Source organism: Piscinibacter sp. HJYY11 (assembly GCF_016735515.1).
In the GTDB taxonomy this organism is placed as follows: domain Bacteria; phylum Pseudomonadota; class Gammaproteobacteria; order Burkholderiales; family Burkholderiaceae_C; genus Rhizobacter.
Genome location: NZ_JAERQZ010000001.1, coordinates 2,379,325 through 2,395,337, shown reverse-complemented (window position 1 = coordinate 2,395,337; position 16,013 = coordinate 2,379,325). Strand labels below are relative to the sequence as shown.

Annotated in this window: 15 protein-coding genes; 10 read left to right on the top strand and 5 right to left on the bottom strand. The window is 68.4% G+C overall.

Annotated elements, in window-relative coordinates; genetic code table 11:
* The first annotated feature begins 173 nt into the window (after positions 1 to 173).
* The 5 genes from JI745_RS10945 to JI745_RS10925 all read left to right on the top strand — a co-directional run bounded on the left by JI745_RS10945 (position 174) and on the right by JI745_RS10925 (position 6,100).
* The gene (locus JI745_RS10945; RefSeq protein WP_201806139.1) at positions 174 to 938 is read left to right on the top strand and encodes a DeoR/GlpR family DNA-binding transcription regulator; all 765 of its coding nucleotides are present in this window, start codon (positions 174 to 176) and stop codon (positions 936 to 938) included.
* 25 nt (positions 939 to 963) lie between these two features.
* A complete protein-coding gene (gene glpK / locus JI745_RS10940) occupies positions 964 to 2,457 on the top strand; it encodes a glycerol kinase GlpK (RefSeq protein WP_201806138.1) in 1,494 nt (497 codons plus the stop codon).
* A 102-nt stretch (positions 2,458 to 2,559) separates the two neighbouring features.
* Positions 2,560 to 3,303 carry a TylF/MycF/NovP-related O-methyltransferase gene (locus JI745_RS10935; RefSeq protein ID WP_201806137.1) on the top strand — a complete coding sequence of 248 codons (744 nt, stop codon included), beginning with the start codon at positions 2,560 to 2,562 and terminating at the stop codon, positions 3,301 to 3,303.
* A gap of 43 nt (positions 3,304 to 3,346) precedes the next feature.
* Positions 3,347 to 4,609, top strand: a complete 1,263-nt coding sequence (locus JI745_RS10930; protein WP_201806136.1) for a putative DNA modification/repair radical SAM protein — start codon at positions 3,347 to 3,349, stop codon at positions 4,607 to 4,609.
* Positions 4,610 to 4,618: 9 nt separating this feature from the next.
* Positions 4,619 to 6,100 (top strand): UdgX family uracil-DNA binding protein, encoded by a 1,482-nt coding sequence (locus tag JI745_RS10925; protein ID WP_201806135.1) that lies wholly within the window; start codon positions 4,619 to 4,621, stop codon positions 6,098 to 6,100.
* A gap of 19 nt (positions 6,101 to 6,119) precedes the next feature.
* On the opposite strand, the gene JI745_RS10920 is transcribed toward JI745_RS10925, so the two are convergent.
* From JI745_RS10920 to JI745_RS10900, 5 genes are all read right to left on the bottom strand, one after another.
* The gene (locus JI745_RS10920; protein WP_236674962.1) at positions 6,120 to 8,321 is read right to left on the bottom strand and encodes a TonB-dependent siderophore receptor; all 2,202 of its coding nucleotides are present in this window, start codon (positions 8,319 to 8,321) and stop codon (positions 6,120 to 6,122) included.
* Between the two features lie 31 nt (positions 8,322 to 8,352).
* On the bottom strand, positions 8,353 to 9,636 hold the full coding sequence (locus tag JI745_RS10915) for a DUF2325 domain-containing protein (protein WP_236674961.1): 1,284 nt from the start codon (positions 9,634 to 9,636) through the stop codon (positions 8,353 to 8,355).
* 25 nt (positions 9,637 to 9,661) lie between these two features.
* Positions 9,662 to 10,252, bottom strand: coding sequence for a DUF3501 family protein (locus tag JI745_RS10910; RefSeq protein ID WP_201806134.1), 591 nt, complete (start codon positions 10,250 to 10,252; stop codon positions 9,662 to 9,664).
* A gap of 237 nt (positions 10,253 to 10,489) precedes the next feature.
* A complete protein-coding gene (locus tag JI745_RS10905) occupies positions 10,490 to 11,263 on the bottom strand; it encodes a hypothetical protein (RefSeq protein ID WP_201806133.1) in 774 nt (257 codons plus the stop codon).
* Positions 11,264 to 11,275: 12 nt separating this feature from the next.
* Positions 11,276 to 11,938 (bottom strand): TetR/AcrR family transcriptional regulator, encoded by a 663-nt coding sequence (locus JI745_RS10900; protein ID WP_201806131.1) that lies wholly within the window; start codon positions 11,936 to 11,938, stop codon positions 11,276 to 11,278.
* Between the two features lie 103 nt (positions 11,939 to 12,041).
* On the opposite strand from JI745_RS10900, the gene JI745_RS10895 reads away from it, so the two are divergent.
* The 5 genes from JI745_RS10895 (at position 12,042) to hisG (ending at position 16,010) form a co-directional block, all read left to right on the top strand.
* Positions 12,042 to 12,977, top strand: a complete 936-nt coding sequence (locus JI745_RS10895) for an ABC transporter ATP-binding protein (protein ID WP_201806129.1) — start codon at positions 12,042 to 12,044, stop codon at positions 12,975 to 12,977.
* Positions 12,974 to 13,741 carry an ABC transporter permease gene (locus JI745_RS10890; RefSeq protein ID WP_201806127.1) on the top strand — a complete coding sequence of 256 codons (768 nt, stop codon included), beginning with the start codon at positions 12,974 to 12,976 and terminating at the stop codon, positions 13,739 to 13,741. The genes JI745_RS10895 and JI745_RS10890 overlap by 4 nt, the downstream gene beginning before the upstream one ends.
* Positions 13,742 to 13,760: 19 nt before the next feature.
* Positions 13,761 to 14,030: a BolA family protein gene (locus JI745_RS10885; protein ID WP_201806125.1), complete on the top strand. Its 270-nt coding sequence runs from the start codon at positions 13,761 to 13,763 to the stop codon at positions 14,028 to 14,030.
* A gap of 85 nt (positions 14,031 to 14,115) precedes the next feature.
* Positions 14,116 to 15,375, top strand: coding sequence for a UDP-N-acetylglucosamine 1-carboxyvinyltransferase (gene murA / locus JI745_RS10880; RefSeq protein WP_201806124.1), 1,260 nt, complete (start codon positions 14,116 to 14,118; stop codon positions 15,373 to 15,375).
* Positions 15,372 to 16,010 carry an ATP phosphoribosyltransferase gene (gene hisG, locus JI745_RS10875; RefSeq protein ID WP_201806123.1) on the top strand — a complete coding sequence of 213 codons (639 nt, stop codon included), beginning with the start codon at positions 15,372 to 15,374 and terminating at the stop codon, positions 16,008 to 16,010. The genes murA and hisG overlap by 4 nt, the downstream gene beginning before the upstream one ends.
* Positions 16,011 to 16,013: the final 3 nt, after the last annotated feature.

Here is a 16,013-nt window from a genome sequence, read left to right as displayed (position 1 = left end):
CGTTCATGGAAACGCGGACTAGGGCACAGGCGTTTTCGGTTTGTGTTCGTTTGTTTTCCTCTTTTTTCTTTTTAGCCCACAAACGAACGGCGCGCAAGGGCGGATTCCACCCCTCTCGAAAGTCCTCATCACCGGCTACGCTCGCGCCCCAGACTTGGCCTACCTGCGTTCGCATGACCCCCAATCCCCGACAAGCTCTCCTGATCCAGGAGGTGCGCAACCGCGGTGCCGTGACCGTGGAAGCCCTGGCCGAACAGTTCGGCGTGACCCTGCAGACCGTGCGCCGCGACGTGAAACAGCTGGCGGCCGCCGGGCTGCTGGCGCGCTTCCACGGCGGCGTGCGGTTGCCGACGTCGACGACGGAAAACATCGCGTACCGGCAACGCCAGCAGCTCAACGAGCAGTCGAAGCAGCGGATCGCGCGGGCGGTGGCGGCGGCCGTGCCGGAGGGGTGCTCGCTGATCATCAACATCGGCACGACCACCGAGGCGATCGCGCGCGAGCTCCTGCATCACAAGGGGCTGCGGGTGATCACCAACAACCTCAATGTCGCAGCGATCCTGTCGGACAACCCGGCGTGCGAGGTGATCGTGGCGGGCGGGGTGGTGCGCTCGCGCGATCGCGGGATCGTGGGTGAGGTGACGGTCGACTTCATCAGCCAGTTCAAGGTGGACATCGGGCTGATCGGCATCTCCGGCATCGAGGATGACGGGACCTTGCGTGACTTCGACTACCGCGAGGTCAAGGTGGCGCGGGCGATCATCGAGCACTCGCGGCAGGTGTGGCTGGCGGCCGACCACTCCAAGTTCAATCGGCCGGCGATGGTGAAGCTGGCGGGGCTCGACGAGGTGGACATGCTGTTCACGGACGAGGCGCCGCCGGAGCCGTTTCCTTCTTTGCTCGCCGAAGCGGGCGTGCAGTGCGAAGTGGCGAGCTGACCCTCGCGCTGCCCAGGAGAACCCCATGACCTACCTACTCGCCCTCGACCAGGGCACCTCCAGCTCCCGCAGCATCGTCTTCGACAAGGACGGCCACATCGTCGCGATGGCGCAGCGCGAGTTCCGCCAGATCTATCCGCAGCCGGGCTGGGTGGAGCACGATCCCAAGGAGATCTGGGAAACGCAGCTCGCAACCGCCAAGGAAGTCCTGCAGAAAGCCAAGCTGCTGGCCAAGGACATCGCCTCCATCGGCATCACCAACCAGCGCGAGACCACACTCGTCTGGAATCGCAAGACCGGCGAGCCGGTCTACAACGCCATCGTCTGGCAGGACCGCCGCGCCGAGCCCACCTGTGCCGAGTTCCGCGAGCGCGGACTGGAGCCGCTCTTCCGCGAGAAGACCGGGCTCATCATCGACGCCTACTTCTCGGGCACCAAGCTCAAGTGGATCCTCGACAACGTGGCCGGCGCACGCGAGGCGGCACAGAAGGGCGAGCTCGCCTTCGGCACGGTCGACACCTGGCTCATGTGGCAGCTCACCGGCGGCAAGGCGCACGTGACCGACGTCAGCAACGCCTCGCGCACGCTGATGCTCGACGTGCGCAGCAACACCTGGGACGACGAGCTGCTGAAGGTGCTGGGCGTGCCGCGCAGCATGCTGCCCGAGGTCAAGCCCTCCTCGCACCTCTTCGCGCACACGCTGCCCGACCTGCTCGGTGCATCGTTGCCGATCGGCGGTGTGGCCGGCGACCAGCAGAGCGCGCTCTTCGGCCAGGCCTGCTTCCGCCCCGGCCTCGCGAAGAACACCTACGGCACCGGCTGCTTCATGCTGATGCACACCGGCGCCAACTTCCAGCTCTCGACCAATGGCCTCGTGACGACCAGCGCCGCGCAGCCGACCAAGACGCCCGAGTTCGCCCTCGAAGGCAGCGTCTTCATCGGTGGCGCGGTGGTGCAATGGCTGCGTGACGGCCTCAACGCCATCAAGGCGAGCGGCGAGGTGCAGCAGCTCGCCGAAAGCGTGCCCGATTCGGGCGGCGTGATGTTCGTGCCGGCCTTCACCGGCCTGGGCGCGCCGTACTGGAAGGCGGACGCCCGTGGCGCGATCGTCGGCCTCACGCGCGGCACGACCGTCGCCCACATCGCGCGGGCCGCGCTGGAGAGCATCGCGTTCCAGAGCGCGGCGCTCTTGCAGGCGATGAGCCGCGACGCGGTGGCCGCGGGCGGCTCGCCGGTGGCCGAGCTGCGCGTCGATGGTGGGGCGTGCGTCAACAACCTCCTGATGCAGATCCAGGCCGACCTGCTGGGCATCCCCGTCGTGCGGCCGAAGGTGATCGAGACCACGGCGCTGGGCGCGGCCTACCTGGCGGGCCTCTCGAGCGGCGTCTACAAGAGCCTCGACGAGCTTTCCGCGCAGTGGCAGGTCGACCGCACGTTCCGCCCCACGCTGCCGCGCGAGCGGGCGCAGGAGCGCATGGCGCAGTGGGAGCACGCCGTGCGCATGGCCACCGCGGCCTGAACGCAGCGCCGCAGAGCCCCCTTCGACGGGAGGGTGCTGGCCCGGCTGGCGATGTTGCAGCGCAATACTCCACCACCCTGTCGGTGTGGAAGGAGTGGCGAGATGCTCGAAGGCCTGAAACGTGTTGCCGGTCGCATCGTCGGCAAATCGGGGCTGCCGCGCGACCTGAGCGCGGAAGACCGGCTGCTGCTGTCGCGCATCCGCGCCGACAAGCTCACCTACCTGTCGGACAAGAAGCTGGTCAGCCTGCTCAGCACCGTGCGCAGCATCGAGGCGGCCGGCTTGCCTGGTGTGTTCATCGAGGCGGGCTGCGCCCTCGGCGGCTCGGCAATCCTCATTGCCAACGTGAAGCGCACCGAGCGGCCCTTCGAGGTGTACGACGTCTTCGGCATGATCCCGCCGCCCACCCAGGAGGACACACCCGACGTCCACCTGCGCTACCAGACCATCGTGCAGGGCCAGTCCACCGGCATCGCCGGCGACCCGTACTACGGCTACCGCGACGACCTCTACGACCTGGTGCAGGCCAACCTCTACCGCTACGGTGTGGACCCGCAGCGCGACGGGGTGACGCTGGTCAAGGGCCTGGTGCAGGACACGCTGCACCCGAGCGCAGCGGTGGCCTTCGCGCACGTCGACGTCGATTGGTACGAGCCGGTGAAGACCTGCCTGCAGCGCATCTTTCCGCAACTGGTGGTGGGCGGCAGCATCATCCTCGACGACTACCACGACTGGGGTGGCTGCCGGAAGGCGACCGACGAGTTCCTGCGCGGCGTGACCGGCACCTTCATGCTCGACGACCGTGCGGGCTCGTTGCGCATCACGAAAGTCGATCACCGGCACTAGGGATTAATCGCCGCCCCGACGGGTGACACTGTATATTCATACAGTGAACACCCAAGACAAGCTCGCCATCCTGGCCGACGCCGCGAAGTACGACGCCTCGTGCGCGTCGAGCGGCACCGAGCGCCGCGATTCGCTTGGCGGGCGCGGCCTCGGCTCGACCGAAGGCATGGGCATCTGCCACAGCTACGCGCCCGATGGGCGCTGCATCTCGCTGCTCAAGGTCCTGCTCACCAACTTCTGCCAGTACGACTGCCTGTACTGCGTCAACCGTGTCACGAGCAACGTGCCACGCGCACGCTTCAGCATCGACGAGGTGGTGCAGCTCACGCTCGACTTCTACCGTCGCAACTGCATCGAAGGCCTCTTCCTCAGCTCGGGGATCATCCAGAGCCCCGACTACACGATGGAGCAGGTGGTTGAGGTGGCGCGTGTGCTGCGCGAGGAGCACGACTTCCGCGGCTACATCCACCTGAAGACCATCCCCGATGCGGCACCCGAGCTGCTGCAGCGCGCCGGCCGTTATGCCGACCGGCTGAGCATCAACATCGAGCTGCCCACCGAAGCCGGCCTCGCCTCGCTGGCCCCCGAGAAGGACGCGCCGGCCATCAAGCGCTCGATGGCGCGGCTGCGTGTGCACATCGACGACGCGAAAGAAGCGAAGCAGGCGGCCGAGGCCGTGGTGTCGATGCCGCAAGCGAAGCCCAGGCGCGCGCGGCCCGAGCGCTTCGCACCGGCCGGCCAGAGCACGCAGATGATCGTGGGCGCCGACGCGGCCGACGACCGCGCCATCCTCGCGACGAGCGCGCAGCTCTACGGCGCCTACCGCCTGCGGCGCGTGTACTACTCGGCCTTCAGCCCCATCCCCGATGCGGCCTCGTCGCTGCCGCTCAAGGCGCCGCCCCTCGTGCGCGAGCACCGGCTCTACCAGGCCGACTGGCTCATGCGCTTCTATGGCTTCGGGCACGAGGAGATCGTCGCGTCGAACGACGGCCTGCTGCGACTCGATGTCGACCCCAAGCTCGCCTGGGCGCTGGCGCACCGCGAGCGCTTTCCGGTCGACCTGAACCAGGCGCCGCGCGAGCTGCTGCTGCGCGTGCCCGGGCTCGGCGCCAAGGCGGTCGAGCGGGTGCTGGCCGCGCGGCGCGTGCGCCGCCTGCGCAGCGACGACCTCAAGCGCCTGCGCGTGCCCCTGGCCAAGGTGCTGCCGTTCCTCGTGCTGCCCGACCACAAGCCGCTGGCCCTCGACGATGCGCAGGTGGCCGCGAAGCTGACGCCGGCACCGGTGCAGGCTGCGCTGTTTGCCTGAGAGCTGGTCATGTCGCAGGTCCGCATCGCGCTGGAAGGCGAGATCGATTGGGACGGCTTTCGCGCCGCCGCCCGACGACTCATCACGCAAGGCGTGCCGCCCGAAGACGCCAGCTGGTCGACCGGTACCGAGGCCGATCTCTTCGACGCCCCGCCGGCAGCGGTACTGGCTGGGCCCACCGAGGCCAGCGCCACCGTGCCCGCCGCCTTCGTCGACCTCTGCGAGCGCGTGCGCCTGCACCGCGATCCGTCGCGCTTCGCGCTGATGTACCGCCTGCTGTGGCGCCTGCAGCACGAGCCCGCGCTGCGCCACGACCCGCTCGACGCCGATCGCCTGCGCGCGCAGGCCATGGCCAAGGCCGTGCAGCGCGACGTGCACAAGATGCGCGCCTTCGTGCGCTTCCGCCCGGTGAGCGATGGGCAGGCCGAGCCGTTGCATGTGGCGTGGTTCGAGCCCGAGCACCACATCGTCGAAGCCAATGCGCCGTTCTTCATGCGCCGCTTCACGCACATGCGCTGGGCCATCCTCACGCCGCGGCGCAGTGTGCGCTGGGATGGCCGCTCGCTCACCTTCGGCCCCGGCGCCGTGCGCGACGACGCGCCGCCGCCCGATGCGGGCGAGGCGCTGTGGCTCACCTACTACCGCCACATCTTCAACCCCGCGCGGCTCAAGCTCGACCAGATGCGCAAGGAGATGCCGCGCCGCTACTGGCGCAACCTGCCCGAGGCCGAGCTGATCTCGGAGCTTTCGGCACATGCCTTGCCACGCACGGGGAGCATGGTAGATGCGCCGCCCACCGTGCCGCGGCGGCGCATCGCCATCCACTCGGCCCTTCTGGCGATGGAGGAACTCGTGAGCCGCAGCTCTGCATCGAAACCCCTGCCGAACGACCCGCAGAAGGCGCTCGCTGCCTTGCGTGTGGCGACCGACCGTTGCCGCGAGTGCCCGATCGGCGAGCACGCCACGCAGTCGGTGTTTGGCGAAGGGCCGGTCACCGCGCGGCTGATGGTGGTGGGCGAGCAGCCCGGCGACAAGGAAGACCTGCAGGGCCGCCCCTTCGTCGGCCCCGCCGGGCACCTGTTCGACAAGGCGATCGACGACCTCGGCTGGGACCGCACGCAGATCTACGTCACCAACGCGGTGAAGCATTTCAAGTACGAGTTGCGCGGCCAGCGGCGCATCCACAAGACGCCCACGCAGCGCGAGGCCGCGGCCTGCCTGCACTGGCTGGAAAGCGAGATCGAGCAGGTGAAGCCGCAGGCGCTGATCGCGCTGGGCGCCACCGCCACCCGCTCGCTGATCGGCCATGCCGTGCCGGTGCTGAAGGCCCGCGGCACCTGGCTCACGGGGCAGCATCAGCTGCCGGTGCTGGTGACGGTGCACCCCTCGGCGCTGCTGCGGGGCGACCCGGCGCAGCGTGAGGACGAGTACCGGCAGTGGCTGGACGACCTGGCGCAGGCCGCCCGGTACATGGGCGGCGCCACGCGTTGAGCGCGGCGCCGGGCCGGGCCTACCAGCGGTAGCTCACCGTGCCGACCACGTTGCGGCGCGCGCCGTACCAGCAGTCGCCACGGTTGCCGCAACTCGCGACATAGACCTTGTCGGTCAGGTTGCTCACATTGAGGGCGGCGCGCCAGTGCGTGCTTTCCCACGCGATCATCGCGTCGAGCAGGGCGAGCGAGGGCACGGTGGGCGCGGCGCCGTCGCGGTAGTCCGACAGGTAGCGCACGCCGGCGCCGAGCGAGAGACCGTCGACGCCGAGCGTCGTCAGCTTCCACTTGCCCCGCACGTTGGCCTGGTTGCGCGGCATCTGCTCGAGCTTCACGTCGAGGTCGGTGTAGGTGTAACTGGCGATGAGGTCGAAGCTGCGCGAGAAGGCGGCGGTGAGATCCACCTCGAAACCAGTCGCCTTGATTTCACCCAGCTGGTTGAAAGTGCCGGGCGTGGGCTCCTGGATCTGGTTGACTTCGCGCACATCGAAGGCGGCCACGTTCAGCTTCAGCTTGTCGGTGGGCTCGGCCTTCACGCCGACTTCCCACTGCTTGCCCGTGAGCGGCTTGAAGGTGGTTGAGCCGCGGTTGGCCTGCGGCGTGAACGATTCGCTGTAGCTGACGTAGGGCGAGACGCCCAACGGGGCTGAGTACAGCAGCCCCACGCGCTTGGTGGTGGCCTTGTGATTCTGCGCATCGTCGACGCCGCCCACACCCCCACCTTCGGTCACGTTGCGTGCGCGGTCGTGGCGCAGGCCGAAGGTCACCAGCCAGTCGCGCGCGAAACGCAGCTGGTCCTGCAGGTAGAGGCCGACCTGCGTCTGTGTCGACTTGGCTGCAGGGCCGAACGCGGGCGGCGTGTAGGCCGGGTACACCGGGTTGTAGACATCGATCAGCGGCACGGTCGACGAGTCTTCGAATGCGCTGGAACTGCTCTTCTTGTAGTGGGCGGCGTCCAGGCCGGCGAGCAGCTCGTGCTGCACCGGGCCGGTGGCGAACTTCGCGAACAGGTTCTGGTCGACGGTGAAGAGCTTGGTGCGGTTGATGTTGCCGTAGGCATAGCGGCCGAGCAGGCGCTGGCCCACCGGGTCGGCATCCCACCCGCCGGGTGTGCTGAACGAGTCGCCGTAGAGCGAGCGGTAGTCGACGTCGGTCTTGGTGTAGCGCAGGTTCTGCCGCAGCATGAGCGCCTCGCTGAACTTGTGCTCGAACAAGTAGCCGATGAAGTCGCGGTCAGTGTCGTAGCGGTCCCAGTCCGGGTCGCCGATGAAGCGATGGGTGGGGATCTGGCCGTTCGGGTTCGGCGCCACGGTGCCGGCCCAGGGGAAGAACTGCGAGGTGGAGCCGGTGCGGTCGCGCTGCGAGAGCAGCTGCAGCGTGAGCGCCGTGGCGGCGCTCGGCTTCCAGGTGAGCGACGGGGCGATCAGTGCGCGGTCGTCGCGCACGTGGTCGACCTGCGTGTCGGCGTCGCGGCCGACGGCGATCAGGCGGTAGAGCCACTCGCCGCTGGCGGTGAGCGGGCCCGTCACGTCGGCTTGCACCTGCTTGCGGTTCCAGGTGCCGAGCTGCACGCCGATCTCGCCTTGCGCTTCGGCCTGCGGGCGCTTGCTGACCATGTTGATCACGCCGCCGACGGTGCCCTGGCCGTAGAGCATGGCGGCCGGGCCACGCAGCAGCTCGATGCGCTCGAGCGTGAAGGGCTCGGTGCGCGCGTTGCTCGTGTACCAGTCGAAGTTCTTGCGCAGGCCGTCGAGGTACTCGTCGGGGTAGCCGCCGCGCACGCGGATGGAGTCGGTGCGCGAGTCCAGGCCGTAGGCGTCTGGACGCACGCCGGCGGCATAGTTGAGCGCGTCCTGGATGTTGGTGGCGCCCTGGTCGACGATCAGGTCACGCGTGAGCACGGTGACGGACAGCGGCGTGTCCTTCAGCGGCGTGTCGGTCTTGGTGGCGGTGGTGGCGCGCCGGGCCTTGTAGCCATTGACCGGGCCGGTGGGACTCTCGGACCGTGCCTTGACGGTGATGGTCGGCAGCGCCGGGGAGTTCACGATGCCGCTCGGGACGCCTGCGGCCGCTGGTGCGCTGGCGGCTGCGCTTGCGGCGGGTGCAGCGACGGGCGCCTGCTCCTGTTGCGCGTGGGCGGCCAACGACGACAAAGCCGCCATCACGCCCAGGGCGATGGCGGCCATCCGGGGTGAATCCCCCGGGTGGTTCTTGGAGTTCATGGTGAGGCTCTCTTCAGTGGACAAAAGGGGGTCATGCAGGGGGTGACTCGGCCACCGGCACGAGCGAGCGCAGCGCGCGCTTGAGCCCCGCGGTGCTCGGCGTCTCGACGAAGACGCAGCGCTTGCCGGTGCGTTTGCAGTGGTCCTTCACGCGCCAGTAGGCGTCGTGGCTGATGCAGCCGGTCTGGCAGATCACGAGGTCGGCGGCGGCGAGCGTGGCGTCGAGCTGGGCGGGGTTGTCTTCCTCGCCGCCGTCGTGGTGCAGGAAGCGGCCGCCGGTGCGTTCGATCAGCTGGCGGTAGACGGGCACGCTCGCCGGGCGGCCGCCGACGCACAGCACGGCGCGGTCGGCGAGGGCGGCCGGGTCGGGCAACTCGACCCCCGTGGGCGTGGCCTCGGCCTGTGGTGGGCGCTGCAGGGCCTGCATGAGCTCGTCGATGCGGGCGCGCGCACGTTCGAGCTCGTGCTGGGCCTGCATCAGCGTGCGCTCGGTGTCGTGCAGCCGGCTCAGCAGGCGCTCGTTGTCGAGCACCAGCGCCTGGCGGGCCTTGAGGCCCGGCACGGCGTCTTCGAGCGTCTGCAGCTCCTGGCGGAGTGACGCGATCAGCGTGTCGCGGCCGATGAGTTGCGCGCGCAGCTGCACGATCTGCGACTGCTGGTGTTCGTGCCGCTGGCGGTGCTCGTCGGCCTGGCGGGTGTTGCGCTGTTGCGCGGCGGCGAGCTCGCGGCCGAGCACGCCGTTCTCGTGCACCACCGCTTCGAAGTGCTGCAGGTCGACACGGCGTGCCACGCCGACCTGGTGCTGCAGCATGTGCACGTCGCCCAGCACCTTGTGCTCGAGCTCGGGTGTGCAGCGCGGGTGGGTGAGCGTGGCCCAGAAGGCGCCGGCGAGGTCCCGCCCGGCGGAGGCGGCCTGCCACCAGGCGGCGAGGCCTTCGGTGGTCTTGGCAAGCGCGGCCTGGCGCAGCGCGATCATGCAGCGGCGGTCGAGCTCGCGTTGCACGGCGTCGGCGATCGGCGTGCGGCGGCGGCACTCGGCGATCACGCCGCAGTGCAGCTCGTAGTCGTCGGCCAGCGCCTCACCCGACAGCACCTTGTCGACGATGCGGCGCAGGGCGGGCAAGGGCAGGCACACGCCGACGACGGGGCAGTGCGCATGCGCGTCGAGCTCCCACAGGCGACGTCGGCGCGAGCCGGCCTTGGGCTTGAGCGTGGGCAGCGAGAGCACGGTGGCGCCGGTGGCGGCCGCGGCCTGCATCACCAGGGCGTCGAGCGCAGCGTCGTGCTCGTGAGGGGCGTTGGGGTTCTGGCACATGGGGCCTCCGCTCAGCGTGCGTCTGTCAGCGGGAAGAGAAGGCGAGGTCGCAGCGCAACTGCTCGAGCAGCGCCATCGGGATCACGCGCCGCCACGCGTACTGGTCGTGCTCGCAGCCGATGGACGCGTCGGCGCCGGCCAGCAGCGCCACGCGCAACGGTGCAGGGAATTCGAAGCGCAGGAAGTGCACCGCCGAGAGCCGGTGGAGGTGGCGGTCGGGCAGGTCTTCGTTGGCCTGGGCGTAGACGCGGGGCAGGCGCGGCAGCTGCACGTAGAGGCGGTGCGAGGCCTCGTTGAGCATGGGCAGGCTGCGCACGCGTTCGTCGGCATCGGGCAGGCCGATGAGGAGCGTGGCCTTCCAGTGGCGGCCGTCGGGGCGCAGGTGGGCGTAGAGGGCGCGTTCGCGCTCGCGGGCTTCGAGGGAGCTGTCGCCTTCGGCACGCAGCACCTCGTCGATCTGGTGCTCGAGCGTCAGGTCATCTTCGAACTGCAGCCACATCGCCGGGCCCAGCGCGAGGCTGCGCGAGCGGCGGTGTGCGGCGAGCTGCCGGCGCTGGGGGTGCCGGATGGGCGCTTGCAGGAGAGAAGACGCCAGCGGAGAGGTTGCAGTGAGCATGGTCCAGCCTGTGGTCGTGTGTGGAGCACGGCTGGCACGAGGCTGGCGAATGCGATGGTTCGCACTTTAAATGCGAATAGTTCCTATTTGCAAGTATGGAAAAGAAAACCCGCCGGCCTGTGAGGCGGGCGGGTCATGCAAAGCGAGCGCGGGCCGAGCGCCGGGCCGCTCCCAAGCCGGCCCGCAATCCCCTTGGGGGATCGTCCGGCGTATGCGCCGGGCGAGGGGCCGACATGACTAGTCCTCGAGTTCGGATTTCGCCATTTCCACGTCGAGGCGCTCCATCGCATCGAGCGGCTCGCAGGCGGCGGCGTCGGCGTAGAGCTTCTCCGCTTCCTTCATCTTCTTGTCGCCTTCGAGCATCACGAGCCCGTTGGCGTACTCGACCATCGCGATCGCCGAAGCCGGGTTGAGCTTGATCGCGGTCTTGAAGGCGGCGAGGCCGGCGTCCTTGCTTGCGCCCTGCGTGCGGGCGAGCAGCGAGCCCACCTTGTCGATCACCTCGGCGTGGAAGGTGCCCAGCGCGATGTGGGCGTCGGCGTGCTTGGGTTGCAGCTTGATGGCGGTCTCGAGCGCGGCCTTCACCTTGGACCCGAGGCCCTGCGTCAGCGCCTTGGCGACGCTGATGCCCTGGCTGTAGCGGCCGAGGGCGTAGGCGGCCAGGTAGAAGGCGTTGGCGTTCTTCGGCTCTTCGGCCATCTGCGCCTCGGCGCGCTCGGCCACTTCGAGGAAGAGCGCGAGCTTGGTCTTCTCGCTCTTCTCCAGGTAGTTGGCGTAGATGCACTGGGCCTTGTTGGCCACCGTGATGCCGGCGCCGCCCGCCTTCAGGCCCGCCTCGACCGCCTTCTGGAAGTCGCCTGCGTGGTACAGCGCCCAGGCGGCCAGCACCTTGTCGTCCTTCGGCAAAGGCTCGGCGTCACCCGCATGCAGGCGGGCCCACTTCTTCTTCAGCGTGGCGGCGTCGTAGGTGTATTCGGCGGCGTCGTAGGGGAAGGCGGTCCACTTGGCCATGGGTGTCTCCTGTCAGGGCTTCTGGTAAGGGCCCACCAGACCGAGCAGGTGCTCGCGCTGGCCGGGTTCGAGGTAGGGCATCAAGAGGCTCAGCACGTGGAAGGCGCCGCGCAGGAGGGCGGGGCCGGCGCTGTCGGGCTCGAGCGCGTTGCGCGGGTCGCGCACGTATTCGTACGAGAGCCAGTAGGTGAGCACGACCACCATCGCGGTGGCGGTGGGGTCGGCGGCGCGGCTGTCGAGCTTGATCGCGTTGCCGCGCGAGAGCCCGTCGAGCACGGCCTTCACGGCCAGCGTCTTGTTCTTCAGCACGACCTGGAAGTGCGTCTCCAGCTTGCGGTTCTTGCTGAGCAGGTCGTTGAGGTCGCGGTAGAGGAATCGGTAGCGCCAGATCAGCTCGAAGAGCATGTGGAAGAAGAGCCAGGCGTCTTCCACGTTGCGCACGTCGTCGGCGGCGTGCAGCAGCTGCGTGAGCGCTTCTTCGTAGCGGCCGAAGAGCGCGTTGATCAGCTCGTCTTTGGCGGGATAGTGGTAGTAGAGGTTGCCGGGGCTGATGTTCAGCTCGGCCGAGATCAGCGTGGTGGAGACATTGGGCTCGCCGAAGCGGTTGAACAGCTCCAGCGTCACTTCGAGGATGCGCTCGGCTGTGCGCCGCGGTTTCTTCGGGGGAGGGGCCATGTCTCGGAGGCTCTAAGCGGTGCCGGCGAATCTAGCACCGGGCGGGGCGGCGGTGGGGCGCCGCGAGCGAGAAAAGAGCGGGCTGCCTACAATCCGCGCCCTCATGTCCGCCGTCTCGTTCCAGAACGTCAGCAAGCTTTACCGCACCGCCGGCCGCGAAGTGCGGGCCCTGGATGGGGTGAGCTTCAACATCGAGCCGGGCGAGTTCTTCGGCCTGCTCGGGCCCAACGGGGCAGGCAAGACCACCTTGATCACCATCCTCGCGGGCTTGACGCGTGCCAGCGGCGGCAGCGTCTCGGTGCTCGGCCACGACGTGGTGACCGACTTTGCCGCCGCGCGCAAGGCGCTCGGCATCGTGCCGCAGGAGCTGGTGTTCGACCCCTTTTTCAGTGTGCGCGAGACGCTGCGCATCCAGAGCGGCTACTTCGGCGTGAAGAACAACGACGCCTGGATCGACGAGCTGCTGCAGGGGCTGGGCCTCGCCGACAAGGCGGACGCCAACATGCGCCAGCTCTCCGGTGGCATGAAGCGCCGTGTGCTGGTGGCGCAGGCGCTGGTGCACCGGCCGCCGGTGATCGTGTTGGACGAGCCGACGGCGGGTGTCGACGTGGAGCTGCGGCAGACGCTGTGGCATTTCGTGGCCCGGCTCAACAAGCAGGGCCACACGGTGCTGCTGACGACGCACTACCTCGAAGAGGCCGAAGCGCTGTGCGGCCGCATCGCGATGTTGAAGCTCGGCCAGGTGGTCGCGCTCGACCGCACCTCGGCGCTGCTCGCCGGCACCGCCAGCACGATGATGCGGTTCAAGATGGACCAGGCGCTGCCGGCCGAACTCACCTCGCATGCCCGCGTGACCGGGCGCATCGTGCAGGTCACCGCGCACGACACGGCGGAGGTCGAACGGGTGTTGCAGATCCTGCGCGCGCACGGCTGCCAGCCCGAAGACCTGGAGATCGGCCGCGCCGACCTCGAAGACGTGTTCCTCGAGATCATGCAAGGCGCACCGAGGACGCTCGAGCAGGTGCAGGTGGCCGTATGAAGATCGTGCTCGAGGGCGCGCGCACGCTGATCTACAAGGAGATGCTGCGCTTCTACAAGGTGAGCTTCCAGACGGTGGCCGCGCCGGTGCTCACCGCGGTGCTGTACCTGCTGATCTTCGGCCACGTGCTCGAAGGCCGGGTGACCGTGTTCGGCGAGGTCGGCTACACGAGTTTCCTGATCCCGGGCCTCGTGATGATGAGCGTGCTGCAGAACGCGTTCGCCAACAGCAGCTCGTCGCTGATCCAGAGCAAGATCACCGGCAACCTCGTGTTCCTGCTGGTCACGCCGCTCAGCCACTGGGCCTGGTTCGTGGCCTACGTGGGAGCGTCCATCATCCGCGGCGTGGCGGTGGGCCTGGGCGTGCTGCTGGTCACCGTGTGGTTCGCCCCGCCGCCGATTGCCAACCCGCTGTGGATCATCGTCTTCACGCTCTGCGGTGCCGCGATGATGGGCGCGCTGGGCCTGGTGGCCGGCCTCTGGGCCGAGAAGTTCGACCAGATCGCCGCCTTCCAGAACTTCATCGTCATGCCCATGACCATGCTCTCGGGCGTGTTCTATTCCATCAAGTCCTTGCCGGCGTTCTGGCAGGGCGTGAGCCACCTGAACCCCTTCTTCTACATGGTCGATGGCTTCCGGCACGGCTTCTTCGGGGTGAGCGATGTGTCGCCGTGGACCAGCCTCGCCATCGTCGGCGCCAGTCTGGTCGTGGTGTGCGCGCTGTGCCTGCATTTGCTGCGCATCGGCTACAAGATCAGGTCCTGAGGCGATAATCCGCACCCTCATGGCCGATCCCACCCCCGCCGACGTCGAGCGCTACATCGCGCAAGGCCTTGCCTGCGACCACCTGCAGGTCGAAGGCGACGGGCGCCATTTCTTCGCCACCATCGTCTCGGCCGAGTTCGAGGGCAAGAGCCGCGTGTCGCGCCACCAGCGGGTCTACCAGGCCCTGGGCGATAGAATGCGCGAGCAAATCCACGCGCTGTCCATGAAGACGCTGACCCCGGCCGAGTGGGCTTCCAACGCCTCGTCGGCCTCCAACCACCACCATTGAATCGCGCCGCAGTGTGCACTGCGGCTGGCGGGCCTGCTGCCTGCGGGTCCGTGAGCCGGGTGGGCATGGCGGCTGAAAGCCCCACATGGACAAACTCCTCATCAAAGGCGGCCGCCAACTCCAGGGCGAGGTGATGATCTCGGGCGCGAAGAACGCGGCGCTGCCCGAACTCTGCGCGACGCTCCTGACCGCCGAGCCGGTGACGCTCACCAACGTGCCGCGCCTGCAGGACGTGAACACCACGCTCAAGCTGCTGCGCATGATGGGCGTGCAGGCCGAGCGCAGCGAGTCGCAGCCCGACACGGTGTCGATCAACGCCTCCAACGTGACCTCGCGCGAAGCGACCTACGACCTGGTGAAGACGATGCGCGCGTCGATCCTCGTGCTGGGCCCGCTGCTGGCGCGCTTCGGTGAGGCCAAGGTGTCGCTGCCCGGCGGCTGCGCGATCGGCTCGCGCCCGGTCGACCAGCACATCAAGGGCATGCAGGCGATGGGTGCCGAGATCACCGTCGAGCACGGCTACATCCACGCCAGGACCAAGCGGCTGAAGGGTGCCCGCATCACGACCGACATGGTCACCGTCACCGGCACCGAGAACCTGATGATGGCCGCCGTGCTGGCCGAGGGCGAGACAGTGCTGGAGAACGCGGCGCAGGAGCCCGAGATTCCGGATCTCGCCGAGATGCTCATCAAGATGGGCGCGAAGATCGAAGGTCACGGCACCAGCAAGATCCGCATCCAGGGCGTGGAGCGCCTGGGGGGCGTGAACCACCGCATCGTGCCCGACCGCATCGAGGCCGGCACCTTCCTCTGCGCCGTGGCTGCGGCCGGTGGCGACGTGACGCTGCGCCGCTCGCGTGCCGACCACCTCGATGCCGTGATCGACAAGCTGCGTGACGCCGGCGCGACCATCGAATCGGGCGCCGACTGGATCCGCGTCAAGAACGACAAGCGCCTGCGCGCGGTAGGCTTCCGCACGAGCGAATACCCGGCCTTCCCGACGGACATGCAGGCGCAGTTCATGGCGCTCGACTGCATCGCCGAGGGCACGGCCCGGATCACCGAGACCATCTTCGAGAACCGCTACATGCACGTGAACGAACTCGTGCGCCTGGGCGCGAAGATCGAGGTCGACGGCCACACGGCCATCGTGCAGGGCGTGCCGCAGCTGTCTGGCGCAACGGTGATGGCCACGGACCTGCGCGCCTCGGCCAGCCTCGTGATCGCCGGCCTCGTGGCCGATGGCGAAACCACCGTCGACCGCATCTACCACCTGGACCGCGGCTACGACCAGATGGAAACCAAGCTGCGCGGCATCGGCGCCGACATCCAGAGAATCAAATGATCACGCTCGCACTGTCCAAGGGACGCATCTTCGAAGAGACCCTGCCGCTGCTGAAGGCCGCGGGCATCGAGGTGCTCGAAGACCCGGAGAAGTCGCGCAAGCTCATCATCGGCACCACCCAGCCCGAGGTGCGCGTGGTGCTGGTGCGTGCCACCGACGTGCCGACCTACGTGCAGTACGGCGGTGCCGACCTCGGCGTGGCCGGCAAGGACGTGCTGCTCGAGCATGGCGGCCAGGGCCTGTACCAGCCGCTCGACCTCAAGATCGCCAAGTGCCGCATGAGCGTCGCCACGCGCGACGACTTCGACTACGAAGCCGCGGTGAAGCAGGGCTCGCGCATCCGCGTCGCGACCAAGTACACCAGCTGCGCGCGCGATTTCTTCGCCGACAAGGGCGTGCACGTCGACGTGATCAAGCTCTACGGCTCGATGGAGCTTGCGCCGCTCACGGGCCTGGCGGATGCCATCGTCGACCTCGTGTCCACCGGCAGCACGCTGAAGGCCAACCACCTTGTCGAGGTCGAGGAGATCATGAAGATCTCGGCCCGCCTGGTGGTCAACCAGGCCGCGCTCAAGACCAAGCGCGAGCCCCTCCGCCAGATCCTCGACGCGATCGCGTCGGCCATTCCCGAGTAACGA